15 protein-coding genes are annotated in these 18,138 nt (G+C 63.7%); 3 read left to right on the top strand and 12 right to left on the bottom strand.

Annotation, left to right across the window (positions count from 1 at the left end; all coding sequences use genetic code 11):
• The first annotated feature begins 19 nt into the window (after positions 1-19).
• Positions 20-1,783: an NADPH-dependent assimilatory sulfite reductase hemoprotein subunit gene (locus tag DOM32_RS05820; RefSeq protein ID WP_110632132.1), complete on the top strand. Its 1,764-nt coding sequence runs from the start codon at positions 20-22 to the stop codon at positions 1,781-1,783.
• On the opposite strand, the gene DOM32_RS05815 is transcribed toward DOM32_RS05820, so the two are convergent.
• The 6 genes from DOM32_RS05815 to DOM32_RS05790 form a co-directional block, all read right to left on the bottom strand.
• A complete protein-coding gene (locus DOM32_RS05815; RefSeq protein WP_110632129.1) occupies positions 1,780-2,712 on the bottom strand; it encodes an SMP-30/gluconolactonase/LRE family protein in 933 nt (310 codons plus the stop codon). The genes DOM32_RS05820 and DOM32_RS05815 overlap by 4 nt on opposite strands.
• Positions 2,709-3,758: a TRAP transporter large permease subunit gene (locus tag DOM32_RS05810; protein ID WP_110632126.1), complete on the bottom strand. Its 1,050-nt coding sequence runs from the start codon at positions 3,756-3,758 to the stop codon at positions 2,709-2,711. The genes DOM32_RS05815 and DOM32_RS05810 overlap by 4 nt, the downstream gene beginning before the upstream one ends.
• Positions 3,758-4,609, bottom strand: coding sequence for a TRAP transporter large permease subunit (locus DOM32_RS18215; RefSeq protein ID WP_110632123.1), 852 nt, complete (start codon positions 4,607-4,609; stop codon positions 3,758-3,760). Before DOM32_RS18215 ends, DOM32_RS05810 begins: the two co-directional genes overlap by 1 nt.
• A gap of 18 nt (positions 4,610-4,627) precedes the next feature.
• Entirely contained in the window at positions 4,628-5,632 is a 1,005-nt protein-coding gene (locus DOM32_RS05800) for a TAXI family TRAP transporter solute-binding subunit (protein ID WP_110632120.1), read from the bottom strand.
• 71 nt (positions 5,633-5,703) lie between these two features.
• Positions 5,704-6,543 carry a citryl-CoA lyase gene (locus DOM32_RS05795; RefSeq protein WP_110632117.1) on the bottom strand — a complete coding sequence of 280 codons (840 nt, stop codon included), beginning with the start codon at positions 6,541-6,543 and terminating at the stop codon, positions 5,704-5,706.
• An 11-nt stretch (positions 6,544-6,554) separates the two neighbouring features.
• Complete coding sequence (locus DOM32_RS05790) at positions 6,555-7,715, bottom strand: CaiB/BaiF CoA transferase family protein (protein WP_208625316.1); 1,161 nt, start codon at positions 7,713-7,715, stop codon at positions 6,555-6,557.
• Positions 7,716-7,931: 216 nt separating this feature from the next.
• Between DOM32_RS05790 and DOM32_RS05785 the strand changes: the two genes are divergently transcribed.
• On the top strand, positions 7,932-8,597 hold the full coding sequence (locus tag DOM32_RS05785; protein WP_071231688.1) for an IclR family transcriptional regulator: 666 nt from the start codon (positions 7,932-7,934) through the stop codon (positions 8,595-8,597).
• 142 nt (positions 8,598-8,739) lie between these two features.
• Here the strand turns inward: DOM32_RS05785 and DOM32_RS05780 are convergent, their stop codons facing one another.
• On the bottom strand, positions 8,740-9,732 hold the full coding sequence (locus DOM32_RS05780) for a Bug family tripartite tricarboxylate transporter substrate binding protein (protein ID WP_071231689.1): 993 nt from the start codon (positions 9,730-9,732) through the stop codon (positions 8,740-8,742).
• A gap of 380 nt (positions 9,733-10,112) precedes the next feature.
• Here DOM32_RS05780 and rluF point away from each other — a divergent pair, with 380 nt between their 5' ends.
• On the top strand, positions 10,113-11,183 hold the full coding sequence (gene rluF / locus DOM32_RS05775; protein ID WP_110632111.1) for a 23S rRNA pseudouridine(2604) synthase RluF: 1,071 nt from the start codon (positions 10,113-10,115) through the stop codon (positions 11,181-11,183).
• Here rluF and DOM32_RS05770 read toward each other — a convergent pair.
• The 5 genes from DOM32_RS05770 to DOM32_RS05750 all read right to left on the bottom strand — a co-directional run bounded on the left by DOM32_RS05770 (position 11,180) and on the right by DOM32_RS05750 (position 17,778).
• A complete protein-coding gene (locus DOM32_RS05770; protein WP_071231691.1) occupies positions 11,180-11,581 on the bottom strand; it encodes a GlcG/HbpS family heme-binding protein in 402 nt (133 codons plus the stop codon). The two genes, rluF and DOM32_RS05770, sit on opposite strands and share 4 nt — an antisense overlap.
• 52 nt (positions 11,582-11,633) lie before the next feature.
• Complete coding sequence (gene glcF / locus DOM32_RS05765) at positions 11,634-12,956, bottom strand: glycolate oxidase subunit GlcF (RefSeq protein WP_110632108.1); 1,323 nt, start codon at positions 12,954-12,956, stop codon at positions 11,634-11,636.
• 15 nt (positions 12,957-12,971) lie between these two features.
• Positions 12,972-14,144 carry a glycolate oxidase subunit GlcE gene (glcE, locus tag DOM32_RS05760; RefSeq protein ID WP_083387320.1) on the bottom strand — a complete coding sequence of 391 codons (1,173 nt, stop codon included), beginning with the start codon at positions 14,142-14,144 and terminating at the stop codon, positions 12,972-12,974.
• Positions 14,145-14,329: 185 nt separating this feature from the next.
• Positions 14,330-15,829: a glycolate oxidase subunit GlcD gene (gene glcD / locus DOM32_RS05755; RefSeq protein WP_071231693.1), complete on the bottom strand. Its 1,500-nt coding sequence runs from the start codon at positions 15,827-15,829 to the stop codon at positions 14,330-14,332.
• Between the two features lie 251 nt (positions 15,830-16,080).
• Positions 16,081-17,778 (bottom strand): L-lactate permease, encoded by a 1,698-nt coding sequence (locus DOM32_RS05750; protein WP_110632105.1) that lies wholly within the window; start codon positions 17,776-17,778, stop codon positions 16,081-16,083.
• Between the last annotated feature and the right edge of the window lie 360 nt (positions 17,779-18,138).

Genomic DNA, 18,138 nt, shown 5'->3' with positions numbered 1-18,138 from the left:
TCCAGTAGAGGAGGCTGACATGGACATCATCGCCAAACTACGTGACGTATCCTGGGACGAACTGCATCCCAACGAGCGACTCAAGGTGGAAAGCGATTACCTGCGGGGCTCGCTCGAGGAAGGGATGGCGGATCGCGCCACTGGCGCCGTCGCCGAGAGCGATACCCAACTGACCAAGTTCCACGGCTTCTACCAGCAGGACGACCGCGACCTGCGCGACGAGCGTCGGCATCAGAAGCTCGAACCGCTCTACAGCTTCATGGTGCGGTTGCGCCTGCCCGGCGGGCTGGTGACGCCCGCACAGTGGAGGACCCTCGACGACGTCGCTTCACGCTACGCCAACGGCACGCTGCGGATCACGACCCGCCAGACGTTCCAGTACCACGGCGTGCTCAAGGAGAACCTGCGTCCGCACCTGCAGACGATCCATCAGGCGATGGTGGATACCATCGCCGCCTGCGGCGACGTCAATCGCAACGTGATCTGTACCGCCAACCCGCACCGCTCGGCGGTGCACCGCCGGGTCTACGAGCTGAGTCACGAGATCAGCACTCGCCTGTTGCCTCGCACCCGGGCCTATCACGAGATCTTTCTGGGCGAGGAGCGCGTGGCCGGGGGCGCCGAGGAGCGCACGGATACGGCGGCAGAGGGCGATTCGCAGCCGCTCGATCCCAAGGAGCCGCTCTATACCCGCCATTACCTGCCGCGCAAGTTCAAGGTGGCGCTGGCGATCCCGCCGGAAAACGATGTCGATCTGTTCGCCCACGACGTCGGCTTCATTGCCGACGTGGTCGACGGAGAGCTTCACGGCTTTACCGTCTGTATCGGCGGCGGCATGGGCATGACCCATGGCGAGCCGACGACCTTCCCGCGGCTTTCCGATCCCATCGGCTACTGCACGCCGGAAGCGGTGCCGGCCGTGGCGGAAGCGATCATGCTGGTGCAGCGCGATAACGGCAATCGCCGCGACCGCAAGCAGGCACGATTGAAATATACCGTCGAGGAGATGGGACTCGACGCGTTCAAGTTGGATGTGGAGCAGCACCTGGGCGAACCACTGGCGCCGGCGCGCGAGTACCACTTCGAAAGCAACGGCGATCGGCTGGGCTGGGTGCAAGGGGACGACGGCCGCTGGCACTATGGCCTGTTCGTCCAGAACGGGCGCCTCGCCGACTTCCCGGATGGCCCGCAGCTGCGCACCGGCCTGCGGGAGATCGCCGAGCAGCATGACGGCGATCTTGTGCTCACCACCAATCAGAACGTGATCATCACCCAGGTCGACGAGTCCCGCCGCGAAGCCATCAATGCACTGCTGGATCGTCATCGGCTAGTCTCGGAGACCTCGCCGCTACGACGCAACGCCATGGCCTGCGTGGCATTCCCGACCTGCGGACTGGCAATGGCGGAAAGCGAGCGTTACCTACCATCGCTGATCGACAAGCTCGAAGCCGTGATGCGCGAAGCCGGGCTCGCCGACGATGCCATCATCGTGCGGATGACCGGCTGCCCCAACGGCTGCGCGCGACCGTATCTCGCCGAGATCGGCTTCGTCGGCAAGGCGCCGGGGCACTACAACCTCTACCTCGGCGGCGGCTTCAGCGGCCAACGGCTGAACAAGCTCTACCGCGAGAACATCAATGAAGCGACCATCCTCGAGGCGCTGACACCGCTGATCCAGCGCTACGCCGCCGAGCGTGAACCTGGAGAGCCCTTCGGCGACTTCGTGATTCGCACGGGAGTCATTGCAGAGACCAGGGCCGGGCGCGAGTTCCACGAGGTTTAAAAAGACGAGTACGTCAGCGCTCGCCCGGGGATTTCCATGTCGATCGTAAGAATGGACCCCGTCGCTGATTCGGTCATGTAGAGACGTTTGCGGTCCGGGCCGCCGAAGGCCAGATTGGTCAGAGTGCGGCCTGCTGTCGGCGATCGGAGTCGCCAGAGGGGAACTCCGTGCTGATCGAAAACCCAAACGCAGCCGTTGCCCGCATCACAGACGAACAGGTTGCCGGCCTCGTCCAGCGCCAGGCCATCGGCACCGGACACGCCGCCGGCGAGCTGAACGAACATTCCTACCTTTCCGGCTGGACCTTTGTCTTTCAGTGGTACTCGCCACACCCCATTGCCTCGGGTCATAGCGACGAAAAGGGCTTTCTCTTCCAGATCCGTGACGAGCCCATTGGGACTAATACCGTTGTCGATCAAGCGCTCCAGGCGCTGTGTTGCCGGTTCGTAGCGATAGACGCGCCCCGAGGGATCCTGCAGGCCGGTCTGACCCTGGTCGGTGAAGTAGAGTTGGCCACGGCTATCGAAGAACAGATCATTGATACCTTTGAACCGCTCGCTACCCACGTGGGTGAGGAAGGGTTGTGGTTCGCCACCAGAAGGGGCGAGCGTCATCAATCCGTGTCGGTAGTCAGCAATCCATAGTTGGCCATCGGGGCCGAAACGCATGCCATTAGGCCAGCCATCGTAATCGGCGACGACTTTCCACTCGCCTCGTCCGTCGATCCTGAATATACGACCGTGTGGGATATCGGTGACGAACAGGTTGCCGGCATCGTCGAAGACAGGTCCCTCCAGAAAACTGGGAATCGATTGCCCCGGCTTGTTGGCGGAGATCCACTCGGATGGCGCATCGTATCGCTTCAAGTGCTCGGGAATGGATGTGTAGACATCGCACCATCGCGTCTCGGGCGGCGGATAAAGGCTCATGAAACAGATTTCCTGGAGGACAATGAATGAAAGCCGCCGCGGGCATGGAGCATCAGGGCAACGATGACCAGCGATGCGACTACCGATAGCAGTAGCCCTTGGGTGAGGGCGACGATACCGGCCATCGCCATGATCAAACGCTCAACGGGATTCAATGACCGCCGATAGTGACCCACGTTGGCAGCGCTGATGCCAATGGTGGCTAGTATCATCATGAGGACCGTTGCCAGCAGTGCCGGTAGCGTCGCCCAGCTCACGGCTTCCAGATTAATCTCGGGATGATAGACCCAGGCAAACGGCAGCAGGAAGGCGACCAGGGAAAGACGCAGGGCACTCATGGCAATACTGAGCGTGGGAGCACCGGTAATGGCGGCGGCGGCGAAAACCGCAAGCGCCACCGGCGGAGTGATCGCCGAGAGCACGGCGTAATAGAACACGAAGAGGTGTGTCTGGAGCTTGTCGACACCTAGGTCGAGGATCGCCGGTCCGGCAACGAAGATCACCATGAGGTAAGAGGCTGCCGTCGGTAGTCCCATGCCCAGCAGAATGGAGCAGAAAGCGGCCAGAATGAGCGCCAGCAGTAGATTGCCTTCACCAAGGCTGACGATGGCCTGGTTCAGCGTGACACCGAGGCCGGTGACATTGACGGCACCGATGACGATACCGATGGCGGCGCAGGAGATAAGCACGGCAAGCCCGTCGCGGCCCCCATCGATGATGACGGAAGTCCAGCCTCGGACGTCCAGACGCGTACCGGGCAGCAGCATGGCGACGATCATCACGACGACTGCAGCCGACATACCGCACCAGGTCGGTGAGTAGCCCGCCAGCAGCAGCCCGATCAATGTCGCGAAGCCTGCAACGAGCACGAAGCCCTGGGAACGCCGTCGCGTATCGAACGGTTCATTCCCGGTGTCTTCGGGAGCCAGGTTCAGCCGGCCGGCCTCGAAGGCCACGGCGGCCGACAGCGCGAGCAGATAGAGAAATGCAGGAATGACCGCCGCCAGCACGATGGTGGGGTAGGGAATGCCCGTGACCTCAGCCATTATGAAAGCACCGACGCCCTGATGGGCGGCATCAACTGGCCCGAGCAGGAAGCGACGGCCTCGACTGCACCCGCGAACCGCGGCTGATAGCCGGCACGCTTCATCATCGGAATGGTCAGCACCCCGGTCGACATGACATTGGCCGGTGCCGAACCATTGACCGAGCCGAACAACGCCGACCCAATGATGGCTGCTTGTGCGGCACCGGAACGCCGACCCTTGGCGAGGCGTAGCGCCAGGAAGTTGAAGAAATCTCCGGCGCCGGTATGGCGCAATGCCGCGCCGAGAATGACGAACATGAGTACGACATCCACTACCGCGCCGAGGGCGATGCCATAGATACCTTGATAGCTGTAGCTGACCTCGAGAACCTGGTCGAACCACAGTTTGCGATGGCCGATAGCCCCCGGCAGGTAGTGTCCCCACACGAGATAGACAAGGGCGCCACCAGTGATCGCGACTAGTGTCCAGCCTTCGACTCGCCTTGCCGCTTCCAGTACCAAAAGCGTACCGACGCCATAGCAGAGCATGTCCCACTGGTTGGGGAGCCCTTCGCGGTAAGCGGCAATGGCATCGTACTCGACGAGGTAGTATCCGCTGGTGGCAAGCGCCAGCAGTATCAATACGGCACTGAGACCTTGGTCCAATACGGGAGCACGCTTGGCCAGCGGGCCAGGCTTCAGCGCGAAAGTCGCGATCAAGCCCAACAGCAAGGCGATGCCATACATGATCTGGGCCGGATAGCGTACGCCGAGCGTCGTCCAGATGATGAACAGCGTGAGCCCGGCGCACGCGGCCAGGCCGAACTTCTCGAGAGGCCGCCCCGGTGCGGATGACGTTATTTGTGACATCTTGCTTTCCCGTGAACGTTATTCGATCAATCCGATTTCTCGGAAATAACGTGCCGCGCCGGGATGCAGATCGGCAGTCAGGCCCATCGTCGCCTCGTCAAGTCGCAGCAAGTTGAGGGCGGCGCTGGTCTGCTTGATGGCGTCCAGGTTTTCCCATAGCGTTTTCGTCAGATCGTAGGCAGTGTCGTCGTCCATATCGCCGCTGACGACGAACATGTAGGGGAAGCTCCAGAAGTTGTTCGTGTCGCCCGAAGAGACACGATTTTCGTAGGCCTCGGTGATGTCCTGTTGTGAAATCGCTTTCAGACGATAATGCTCCCCCGCCGTAATATGTTCCCGAAACGCCTCCATATGGGCGTCATCTGGTGAGATGAAACGCAGTTTCATGGTGCGGGAGGCATTGTCGATGGCCGCTTGCGGCAGTCCGCCCCAGACGAAAGTGCCGTCCAGACGACCATTCGACATTTGATTGAAGGCGTCGGTGTAGTCGATGTACTGCGTATCGACATCTTCTCCGGGGCGCAGATCATACGCTTCGAGGAAGGCGCTGCTGACACGACCGGCATTACCGCCAGGGCGGCCGATGGCGAGGCTGTGCCCCTCGAGATCGGCGAAGGACTCAATACCGCTATCCTCCCGCACGACATACTGGCCGGCGCTCGTGCTGATGGCGAACAGGCTCTTCAGGTTGGCATAGGCCTCGGTCAGCCGATCGGGATCTTCGCTGAAGTTTCCACGTTTGTTGACGGCGTCCAGATAGTGGGGGGCGCCGATGACGGCGATGTCCAGCCTGCCAGCCGCCAGTTGTCGCAGGCCATTGACGCTGCCGTTGTCGACGACGGTCAGGCGGTTGTCATCGCTCTGCTTGGCCAATGTATTCGACCAGGCGACTGCCAGGGCGTAATCGTCGGACGTTTGCGAAGTGGCGCTGACGACGAGATCGTCCGCATGCGCAATCGCAGTAGACAGACTGACGGCAACGGCAGCGGCCATAAAGGAACGTAGAGTGAGCTTGGCGTTCATGAGTGCCTCTCTGATTTTGTATGCTGGTCACGGAGTGCTGCTTCGAACTTGTGCAGAAAAATGGTGCGATTTCAGGGCCGTCCCCTTTTCGGCACCGGGCGCTTGGCCGGGCCGCCGTAGGGCCATAGCCAGCCCTTGGGCATCGGTCCTTTGTTGCGTCCGCCCTGGCACTGCTGTTCCCAGGCGTGGGCGAGAATGCCCACCGAGCGCGAAAGACAAAACAGGCCGCGTGCCAGCGGGGCGGGGAAGCCCAGTTCGGCGTAGATCACGGCGGTGGCGCCATCGATGTTGAGCGGGATCGGCTTGCCTTTCATGGCGATCAGCTGACGTTCGACCTCGCGGGCGATGGCGACGAAGCCGCCTTCAACCTCGCCGCGCCCGGCGGCTTCTTCCACCAGCTGCAGCAGTCGCGGTCCGCGAGGATCGACGGGATGGAAGCGATGGCCGAAGCCGGGGATGATCTTCGTCCGGCTGCGCTGCCATTCGGCGATGCCTTCCTGAACGGCGGTTGCCAGTTCCGCTCCGCCGGCCTGGCGTTCCTGAATCGAACGGTACAGCTCGACGGCCTGCTCGCCGGCGCCGCCGTGAACGTCATCGAGCACGTTGACGGCGGAGGCCATGGCGTTGTTGAGGCTGCTGCCGCAGGTCACCGCCATCCGCGCGATGGCGATGCTCGGTGCCTGGGGGCCGTGGTCGACGGCACTCATCAGTGCCGCTTCCAGCAGGGTGGATTGTGGCCGGGTGGGCAGTTCGCCACGGGTCATCAGCCACACCATGTCGGCGAACCCGACGTTGCCGATCAGCTCCTCGATGGGATAGCCGCGATAGCGGATCTCGCCGGGGCGCATGTCGATGATGTCGGTCTTCCACCACTGCTGGGCCTGGTAGTCGGGCGAGCGAGTGTCGGTCATGGGGTTCTCCGTTATTCGTCGTTGGCGGCGTGCGCCGGTAGCAAGGTGGCGTTGTCCTGACCCAGGCGCGGTGGGGGGGACGCGACGCGGGGCGCCTGGCCGTCGAAGCGATAGCCGCCGCTGACCACTTCCAGCGGCCGGCCGATCGGGGAGGTCTCGAAACGCTCGATCAGCCCTCGATCGCGAACCTGCGGGTGTGCCAGCGCTTCGGCGACGCTGTAGACAGGGCCGGCCGGAATGCCGGCGTCGACCAGCCTTGGCCACCAGTATTCGGTCGTTTCCCGCTTCAATACCGCTTCGATGCAGTCGCTCAGTGCCCGGCGATTGTCCAGCCGCGCCTGGCGCTGGGCGAAGCGGGCGTCGGCCAGCCATTCCGGATGCTCGAGCAGGTGGCAGATCGCCTCGAACTGCTCCTGCTTGTTGGCGGCGATGTTGATCAGGCCATCGGCGGTCGCGAAGGTGCCGGACGGGCTGGCGGTGACGTTGTCGTTGCCCAGCGGCTGCGGCGGCTTGCCGGCGACGAGCAGGTTGGATACCGCCCAGCCCATGGTGGCGAGCACGGATTCGAGCATCGAGATGTCGACGAAATGCGCCTTGCGCGGCCGTTCGGCCAGAGCCGCGTTGATCGCCATCGCCGCGGTCAGGCCGCCGACGGTGTCGGCCAGCGGATAGCCGACCCGATAGGGCGCGTTTTCCGGCGCGCCGGTGATGCTCATCACGCCAGCCATGCCCTGGATGATCTGGTCGTAGGCCGGATAGTTCGCCAGCGGGCCGTCCTGGCCGAAGCCGGAAATCGCGCAGTAGACCAGCTCGGGATTGGCCTGGCGCAACGTCTCGAAACCGAGCCCGAGGCGCTCCATGACGCCGGGGCGGAAGTTCTCCACCACGACATCGGCGGTCGCGACCAGTTCGAGAAAGGCATCGCGGTCGTCCGGCTGCTTGAGATCCAGCGCCACCGAGCGCTTGCCGGCATTCTGGGCGAGAAAGGAAACGCCCATCAGCTCGCGGTTCAGGTCAGGGTCCGCGCCGAGCTGGCGAGCGAGATCGCCTCCCTGGGGGCGTTCGACCTTGATCACCTCGGCGCCGAGATGGGCAAGCTGGTGGCAGCAGAACGGCCCGGCCAGCACATTGGTCAGATCGAGTACCCGGTAACCGGTCAATGGCGACGACATCATTCCTCCTGATGAAACCTATTCTTTTAGAGAGAATATTGTTCGCCGGGGTGAGTTGCAATACCGTTTTGCCTGTCGCAACATTCGCCATTAGTCCAAGCTGCACCAGTAATCCAAACTAGCCAGTAATCCAGACTGTCCAGTAATCCAGACTGTCCAGTAATCCAGGCTATCCAGTAATCCAAACTACGATCACCAGAAACCAAGGAGCGTCCTATGGCCCAGCGGCGTGTCGAAGCCGTCGAGCGAGCGCTGACCCTACTCGAAGCGTTCTCCCAGGAGCGGCGCGAGTTTTCGTTGACCGAACTGGCCAATGCGACAGGGTTCTACAAGAGCACCATCCTGCGGCTGATGGCCTCGCTGGAACACTTCGGATATGTCACCCGTGACGAGCGGGGTATCTATCGGATCGGGCCGGCGGTGTCGCGCCTGGCGCCGCTGGCGGGCGAGGGGCCGCAACTCGAGAATCTGGTAAGGCCGATCCTGGAGTCGCTGCGCGATGCCAGCGAGGAGACCGCCTCCTTCTATGTGCGCGACGGTGACCACCGGATCTGCCGTCTGCGCGAGAACGGGCGGCTGGAAGTGCGCCATCACCTGGAAGAGGGCGTCAGGCTGCCTCTGGGACGCGGCGCGGCTGGCCGGGTGCTCAATTACGAGACGCCTCGAGGCCAGGTAGCGGTATCGAGCGGAGAGCGACAGGCCGGCCTGTCGGCGGCGGCCATCGGCATCTACAACGGCGAGGGCGAGTTGATGGGGGCGCTGGCGCTGTCCGGGCCCAGCGAGAGATTCAACCAGGCGGCGAAGGATCGTCACGTGCCTCTGCTGACGCAGTACGCGCCGCGCCTCGAGCGGCAGTGGCCGCGTTCGCTGCGCACTGCCTGACACCGCCGCCTGGAGTCATCGAGTCCAGTCGCCAAATCGGAACGATCGTCAAAACGGAACGATCGTCAAAACGGAACGAACGCGCCGGGCGGCTCTTGAGCGAGTCGTCCGGCGCGGTTGTCTTTCTTGGCGGCCAACAAGCCTACTGGATCAGGCCCACTTCCTTGGAGATATCCTCGATATCGGCGATCTGCTGCTCCACGTACGCCTTGAATTCTGCTCCGCTGCGATCGAACGGGATCAGCCCGTTCTGCTGCATGACGTCCTTCCACTCCTGGCTTTCGTAAACCTGGTGCAGCGCGTCTTCCCACCAGGCCACGTCCTCGTCGGAGAGCTTCGGCGGTAGGTAGAAACCGCGCCAGTTGATGCCTTCGACATCCACGCCCTGCTCCTTGGCGGTGGGGAAGTCGCTGAGCGCGCCGGGCAGTCGCCCGTCGGCAAGAACGGCGAGAATACGGAGATCACCGGATTCGACGAAGCCCAGCGTCTCGGAGGCGTCGCCGGAGAAGGCGTCGATATGACCGCCGACGACCTGGGTCATCGCCTCGCCACCGCCGTCGAACGGCAGGTACTTGATCTTGTTCAGCGCCTTGATGCCGTCGGCCCGCGCCATCATCAGCACCTTGAGATGATCCCAGCCGCCACTGGCACTGCCGCCGGCGAAACTCACGCTGGAGGGGTTTTCCTCCATTGCGTCGAGGAGTTCCTCGAGGCTCTGATAGGGCGAGTCCTTGCTCACTGCGATCACGCCGTAGTCGGCACCGACCGTGCCCGCCCAGTTGACCATGTCGGCGTTCAGGCCGGGAAACTGATGCTGGGCCAGGCGAGTGGTGGTCGATGTCGACGCCGAGACGATGACGTCATTCTGACCGGCCCGCTTGGTGACGACGTGGGAGAACGCGACGCCACCGCTGGCGCCCGGCATGTTGGTGGTCTGGACGCTGCCATCGATGGCAGCGATTTCACTCAGTACCTGGCCCACGCTGCGGCAGGTGAAATCCCAGCCGCCGCCGGGGTTGGCGGGGGCGATACAGTCGATCTTGCCGCTCGGGCCGGCCGCTTGCGTCACCAGAGGCAGTGCCGCCAGCGTGAGCGCGACACAGAGCGCGGCTGGTTTCAAGGACAACGATTTCATGGCGTCTCCGTTATTCTCTTTTGTAGAACCTGTTTCGATGAAGGAAATTAAAGCCGTCTGTGCGTCGGGGTCAATTGCCAGACGCCGAATTGCGACTAAAGGATATTGCCAGTGGTTACTAGATTCTCTCTGGTAGAACTTTATCGGCATGAAGCCGCAGGGTTGGGCGTGGCAGGGTAAGGAAGACAGGAGGGCAAGATTCGGTTGGCTATCGGCTCGACTTTCCTCGCCTGCCCGTCGCCTTTCGGGAATGACCGGTTTCCACTCCGGGGAAGAGGCGTCAAACTATCCGGATGCGTCGTTTCCGGTTCCACGGCCCGGTACCGCTCGGCAGCGCTGGCGAGATGCCGGCCCATTCTTCCTTGGCTAGACGGTCCTTTATGTCGTTACGCAAATCTACCCGCATCAACAAGTACATCAGCGAAAGCGGGATGTGTTCTCGCCGCGAAGCCGATCGCTTCGTGGAGCAGGGCAACGTGTGGATCAACGGCCGCCGGGCCACCACGGGGGATCAGGTGGTGGCGGGGGATCGGGTCAAGGTCAACGGCCAGGAGATCGAGCCTCAGGAAGAGGAGGATCTGATCCTGATCGCGCTGAACAAGCCGGTGGGGATCGTCAGCACGACCGAATCCAGCGAGAAGGACAATATCGTCGAGTTCGTGAAACACGGGGCGCGCATTTTCCCGATCGGCCGGCTCGACAAGGATTCGCAGGGGCTGATCTTTCTGACCAACAACGGCGATCTGGTCAACAAGATTCTGCGCGCCAACAATCACCACGAAAAAGAGTATCGGGTGACGGTCGACAAGCCGATCACCGACGAATTCGTCGAAGGCATGCAGAACGGCGTGCCGATCCTTGGCCAGATGACCAAGCGCTGCCAGGTGCGCAGGGAATCGACGTTCGTGTTCACCATCACGCTGGTGCAGGGGCTCAATCGCCAGATACGGCGCATGTGCGAATACTTCGGCTACGACGTCACCCAACTGATTCGTACCCGGATCATGAACGTCTCGCTCAAGGGTTTGGCGCTGGGTGACTGGCGGGACCTGACGCCAAAAGAGATCGATACCATCGTCGCTCTGACGGCGCAGTCCGACGGCGCGTCGGAGAAGCCGGCCGCCAAGCCCCGCTCGCGCTCGAACGCCGGCAAGGCAAGAACGCCTGCCGGCAGAGGCCAGCCGTCGACCCGGTCCGGCGCCAAGACCAAGGTGGGCAAGGCGGCGGGCAAGTCGACGTCGAACGGCAGGAAGGCAGCCGGCGGGAAGGCGTCTTCCAGCCCGAAGACCGGCCCGAAAAACAGTACCGGCGGGAAACCTCGATCCAAGGCGCGGGCGGCCAATGGCGGCAAGCCCGACGCCAGGGGAAAGACGGGCGCCAAGCCTGCGGGCAAGGGCCGTGGCGGCAAGCCCGCGAACCGGGGGAAGGGCGGCCCGCCCAGGAAGCGTTAACCGATGGCTTTCACGCCGGCTTTCGCGACTTGCACGTCCTGGTCCGGTTTGACGCCGGAGACGCCGACACTGCCGATCACGTGACCGTCGTGGATGACCGGGACACCGCCGGAGAGCAGCGCGGTCATCGGCGCGGTCACGAAGGCGGTGCGGCCATTGTTGATCATCTCCTCGAAGACCTGGGTCTCCTTGCGGCCGATCGCCGCGTTGCGCGCCTTCTCGGTGGCGACGCCGGCACTGAACGGTGCGGCGCCGTTCATCCGACGCAGGCCGAGCAGGTGGCCGCCATCATCGGCGACGGCGATGGTGACCGCCCAGCCCTGCGCTTCGGCTTCGGTCTGCGCGGCATCCAGAATGGCGTTGACGTCGTTGAGTTCGAGTGAGGCTTTGGTCTGCATGGTCGTGCTCCTGTCGAAAAGAAGATGATGCATGTTCATGATGGGAGGCGCTTCAATTCCTCGCGCCAGCTTGCCGAGGGGGAATCGCGCTCTGGTCGGTTTCCGCGGTTGCCAGTAGTTCGTCCACCAGCTCGATCCAGTGGCGTACCGGCGTACGCCCGGCACCGTTGAGATGGCTCTGACAGCCGATGTTGGCGGTAACGATGGTATCCGGCGACTGGGCTTCCAGTGCATCCATCTTGTTGTCGCGCAGGCGCTTGGCCAGCGTCGGTTGGGTGATCGAGTAGGTGCCGGCGGAGCCGCAGCAGAGGTGCGCGTCCTGAACCGGCGCGAGCGAGAATCCCAGCCGTGTGAGCACGCTTTCGACGGCGCCCCCCAGCTTCTGCGCATGTTGTAGCGTGCAGGGGCAGTGAAATGCCAGGCGCGCTGATGGATGAGCCGCGCCCAGCGCTTCGAGGTCTTCCTCCCGCAGAATCTCGACCAGATCCTTGGCCAGCTCGCTGACGCGCTTGGCCTTGACGGCATACTCGGGATCGTCTGCCAGCATCTCGCCATACTCCTTGACGAAGGCGCCGCAGCCGCTGGCGGTCTGGACGATCGCTTCCACGCCGGCTTTCCCGCTCTCGCCCCCGCTTTCGTCCACGCCTTCGATCAGGGGCCACCAGGCATCGATATTGGCGCGCATGCGCTCGCGGCCGGCCTGCTGGGCGTTGAGATGAAAATCGATGGCGCCGCAACAGCCCGCTTCCCGAGCCGATCTGGTACCAATCCCCAGCCGGTCGAGCACCCGGGCGGCGGCATCGTTGGTATTGGGCGCCAGCCCGGGCTGGACACAGCCTTCCAGAATCAGCATCTGGCGGGTGTGTCGGGCGGGGTCCGGGCGGTGCTGGCGATGCGGCACGCGTGCGGGGATCTTGTCGCGCAGGTCGTGCGGCACCAGTGGACGAAAAGTCTGACCCAGGGCCAGCAACGCCTTGAAGCGTCCGGGCTCGACCAGAGCCGTGCGCAGCCCCAGACGCATGGCGCGCTCGCTGGGCCGGCGTCCGACCCGGCGGTCGACTTCGGCGCGGCCGATATCCAGCAGCTTGTGATATTCGACGCCGGAAGGGCAGGTCGTTTCGCAGCTGCGGCAGCTCAGGCAGCGGTCGAGATGCAGCTGGGTCTCTTGGGTGATCTGCTCGTCGCCCTCGTCGCTCTCCAGCAGTTCCTTCATCAGATAGATGCGCCCGCGAGGGCCATCGCGCTCATCGCCCAGCAACTGATAGGTCGGGCAGGTGGCGTTGCAGAAGCCGCAATGCACACAGGTGCGCAGAATGCGATCGGCCTCGAGAATCTGGGGCTTGGCGCGTGCGGTTTCGGAGAAATGGGTCTGCATGGGATAAAGGTCTCCTCACCACTCGGCATAGAGCCGACCGGGATTGAAAATCGCCTGGGGATCGAGGCGCTGCTTGAGCTGGCGATGATATTTGGCCAGTACCGGCGGCAGCGGGGTGAAGGGTGAATCCTCGCCACCGTTCGGCGTGAAGCGCGTGGCGTGACCGCCGGCCGCGATGGCGGCTTCGCGGATGGCAACATCATGATGCAGATCCTGCCCTTCCGCGGCGTTTCCTGCCGGGCTTTGCAGCCAGCGCTGGGCACCGCCCCAGTCGATGAACCAGTCGCCATCGAGCGCCGGCGTGCGGGCGAGCGCCGGCAACGACAGACGCCACAGGGTCCTGTCGGCCGCGTCGTCGAAAGCCCCGTCGAAGAAGGGCAGGCGCAGCTCCCGCAACTGCGACCAGAACAGGGGCGCGTCCGACTCGCCGCCGAGGCGCTGACGCGTGGCCGACACCGAGCCTTCGCCGCCTTCGAGGCGTACGTGCAGCGCCTCGCCATCGTGGGCGGCGCCGGTGATCGGCAGCGGCTCGCGCCCCCACGCCGCCAGCCGGTCGAGCGCGTCGGGCAGTGGCAGTTCGAGCCGCAGGCAGGCGCTTGCCTGAGGCAGCGGCAGTACCTTGAACGAGACCTCGGTCAGCACGCCGAGCGTGCCCTGGGCACCGACCATCAAGCGGGAGAGATCGTAGCCGGCGACGTTTTTCATCACCTCGCCGCCGAAGCGCAGCAGCTTGCCTTCGAAGGTAATGACGCGAACGCCGAGCACGAAATCGCGCACCGCGCCTACCCACGGGCGCCGGGGGCCGGAAAGCCCGGAGGCGACCATGCCGCCTACGGTGGCGTTGTCGCCGAAGTAGGGCGGTTCGAAGGCGAGGCGCTGACCGTTGTCGGCGAGCGCCCGTTCGAGATCGCGCAGCCGCGTGCCGGCGCGTACGGTGACGACCAGCTCCACTGGATCGTAGTGGACGATGCCATGGTGACCGGTGGTGGAAAGTGACTGGGTGGCGTCGACACGGCGGCCATGGAACGCCTTGGTGTCGCCGCCGACGATGCGCAGCGTGGACCGCTCGGCCTGGGCGCGCGCAACCTGCTCGCACAGGGCTGCGCTATCGTCATTGCCAGGCGCCGGCGTGGCGCCTGGCTCGGCCGGCGGCGTGTATTCCGGCTGCTGATCCTGCAAGTGGGTCATAAATGTCTCCTTGCCCTTGACCGTTAGGGAAACACTGCATAAATGTCTGCGCAGGCGAATCGCTACGTTGCGCGGTGCTGGAGCGCCAGCCCGGTCGGAATCCTCACCTATACCCCATAGGCTCCGGTTCCTGCGCTCCGTGCGCCTTACGCTTCATCCTGCTCGCCGATTTATTCAGTGTTTCCTTAGAACCGGGGCAGCTCGGGGTGCGGCAGCTCACCGTGGTGGACATGCATCGCGCCGAACTCCGCACAGCGGGCCAGCGTCGGAATGTTCTTGCCGGGGTTGAGCAGCCGCTTCTCGTCGAAGGCGGACTTCACCGCGTGGAACAAGGTGATCTCGTCGGCGGCGAACTGGGTACACATCTGGTTGAGCTTCTCGCGACCGACGCCGTGCTCGCCGGTGATGCTGCCACCCGCTTCGACGCACAGCTCGAGAATCTTGCCGCCGAGCGTTTCGGTGGTCTCGAGCTCGCCCGGCTGGTTGGCGTCGAACAGGATCAGCGGATGCAGGTTGCCGTCGCCGGCGTGGAAGACGTTGGCCACCCGCAGCCCGTAGTGGGCGGAGAGATCATTGATGCCTTTGAGCACGCGTGGCAGTTCACGCCGCGGGATCGTGCCGTCGATACAGTAGTAGTCCGGCGACATCCGGCCCACGGCAGGGAAGGCGGCCTTGCGCCCGGCCCAGAACAGCTGGCGCTCGGCGTCGTCGCGGGCGAGCTGGATCTGGGTGGCGCCAGCCGCTTCCAGCAGATCGCGAACCCGGTCGCAGTCGGCCTGCACGTCGGCTTCGACACCATCGAGCTCGCATAGCAGGATCGCCTGGGCCTCGACGGGATAGCCGGCATGAATGAAATCTTCCGCGGCGCGAATCGCCAGGTTGTCCATCATTTCGAGGCCACCGGGGATGCAGCCGGCAGCGATGATATCGCCCACCGCCTTGCCGGCCCGTTCGACGTCGTCGAAGCAGGCCATCAGCACCTTGGCGACTTCCGGCTTGGGCAGCAGCCGTACCGTCACTTCGGTGATCACGCCCAGCATGCCTTCCGACCCCATGAACAGCGCCAGCAGATCGTAGCCCGGCGTATCCAGCGACTCACCGCCCAGCGTCATGCGCTCGCCTTCGATGGTGACGATATCCACGCTCAGCACGTTGTGGACGGTGAGGCCGTATTTCAGGCAGTGGACGCCGCCGGCGTTCTCGGCGACGTTACCGCCGATCGAGCAGGCGATCTGCGACGAGGGATCGGGGGCATAATATAGACCGTAGGGTGCGGCCGCCTCGCTGATCGCCAGATTGCGCACGCCGGGCTGGACACGGGCGATGCGGGCATCGGCATCGACGCTCAGGATCTTGTTGAAGCGCGACATCACCAGCAGCACGCCTTTTTCCAACGGCAACGCACCGCCGGAGAGGCCGGTGCCGGCGCCACGTGTCACCACGGGTACGGCGTGCTCGTAGCAGACCCGCATCAACCCCTCGACCTCGGCCAGCGATGTCGGCATGGCCACCAGCATCGGCAGCACGCGATAGGCCGACAACCCGTCGCACTCGAACGGGCGCAGATCCTCTTCGCGATCGAGCAGCGTCAGCTGGGGGGCGACCGCCAGGATCGCCGCCATCAGTGCCGGCTTGTCGACGCTGGCGATCTCGCCATCAATGCGCTCATCGTACAGCAGTTCCATGGCATCTCCTTGGCGTCGGTCGGTCAGGTACGGTTCAGGAAGCGATTTTATGGAAGCGTTTTCCACATTAGTGATGCGGACATTCTGTGGAAGGTCGTCGGCGTCGGCTATTAGCCAAAAGACCAACGAGTTGGAAAATGGTCAGACCAAAACGGTATCGATAAAGCGACTCCCGGCCATGACCGGGAGTCGTGAAGGAGGGCGAAGCCGATGTGATTTCCCCTCCTTTTTCTTCCTTGTCGTCGTGCTCGTCATCCGTCCATGAGCGGGTCGGTGAAGCCGAAGACATAGAACGTCAGCAGGCCGATGATGCCCGCGAACAGGCAATAGTAGAGCGTCGGCAGGATCGTCTTGCGCAGTGTCGTGCCTTCCCGGCCGAGCAGGCCGACGGTCGCCGAGGCCGCCACCACGTTGTGGATCGCGATCATGTTGCCTGCGGCGGCGCCCACGGCCTGGAGCGAAACCATCATCGCGGTGGAGACGCCCAGCACTTCGGCCACGTTGAACTGGAAGGCCGACAGCATCAGGTTGGAAACGGTGTTGGAGCCGGCAATGAAGGCGCCGAGCGCGCCGACCGCCGGCGCGAACAGCGGATAGATGTGGCCCACGCCGTCGGCCACCAGTTGCGCCATGGCGACCGGCATCGAGACCAGGTCTGACTCGTTGACGCCGGAGTTGATCAGGATTCGTACCATCGGAATCGTGAACAGCAGCACGAAGCCGGCGCCGAAAATGGTCTTCGAAGACTCGGCGAAGGCCGCCTTCACCTGCGGCGCGCGCATGCGATGCAGGAAGATCGTGCAGATCACCGCGATCAGAATGATGCCGCCGGGCAGATAGAGCCATTCGACGCTACCGGAGACGCCCGCCTCGCCGAGAATGTTGCTCCAGCCGGTGCTGATCGACGACAGCGCCGCCTTGACCGAGGGCACGGTGCGCGAGATGACCAGCAGAATCGCGACGATGACATAGGGCATCCAGCCGCGCAGGGTGGACATCGGCGCGCGGCCGGCCACGTCGTCGACCTTGATCTCGATCTTGCCCAGCCACTCTGCCGGCCATTTCGAACGTTCCGGAAAATCCCAGGTGTCCTTGGGCAGCAGGAAACCCTTGCGCGCCGCCGGTACCACGATCGCCAGCCCGATCAGACCGCCCAGCAGCGACGGGAATTCCGGCCCCAGGAACACGCCGACCAGCATCGAGGGCACCACGAAGCTGACGCCGACGAACAGCGCGAACGGCGTGATCGACAGCCCTTCGCTCCAGGAACGGTTCTCGCCGAAGAAGCGCACCATCACGATGACCAGGATCAGCGGCATGAACACACCGATGATGCCGTGGGTGATGACGACTTCGGAAGTGATCAGGCGGAAATAGGTTTCCCAGGTCGAGCCGTTGGCGGTGAGCTGCTCGGTGATCCCTGCCTGGTTCACGCCGCCGGTAACCCCGACCACGATCGGGGTGCCCACGGCGCCGAACGAGACCGGAGTCGACTGCAGCATCATCCCGACGACCACCGCGGCCAGCGCCGGGAAGCCCAGCGCCACCATCAGCGGCGCGGCCACGGCGGCGGGTGTGCCGAAGCCGGAGGCACCCTCGATGAAGCAGCCGAACAGCCAGGCGACGATCAACGCCTGGACGCGGCGGTCCGGGCTGATGCCGGAGAAGCCATTGCGGATCGCCATGATGCCGCCAGAGTGCTTCAGCGTGTTGAGCAGCAGGATCGCGCCGAAGATGATCCACAGCAGCGAGACGGTCATGATCAGCCCCTGCAGCGTGGAAGCCAGCACGCGGGTGCCGGTCATGTCCCAGGCCAGCAGCGCGATCAGCACCGCGACGACGAACACGATCGGCATCGCCGTACGCGCCGCCATGCGGAAGCCGATCAGCAAGACGCCCGCCAGCACCAGTGGCAGGAAGGCAAGCAACGAGAGCAGCGTTTGATCCATATCGAAAGCCCCTGAGTCGTTATTATGAGCGTCGGTTGTCGCCAGGGTGGCCGTCGCTGGGTAGCGATGGCGCCTGTCTATCGCCTGTCCAACGGGATATCGGCCTCCTCCGATATCCGGCCCGCGGCGACTGACTCGGAAGATAACCAGAGAAAGTGTTACTGCCAATCGTGGTTAATTGGTTTTACCAATTGAAGAGCAGGATCAGGGTTGTCTTTCAAACCACTGAAATCAAAGAACTTAAACGCTTGGCGGCAGGGCGGAAGCAGGGAGGCGGGCGGCGTTGCGATGCGACTAATGGACATCGCCGCCTGCCCGGGGGCAAGCGGCGATAGCGATACGGAAGGGAGAGAAAACGAA

It is taken from the genome of Salinicola salarius (assembly GCF_003206135.1).
GTDB lineage: Bacteria > Pseudomonadota > Gammaproteobacteria > Pseudomonadales > Halomonadaceae > Salinicola > Salinicola salarius.
The sequence above is the reverse complement of the archived record's forward strand: the minus strand, read 5'-3'. Positions and strand labels throughout refer to the sequence as shown.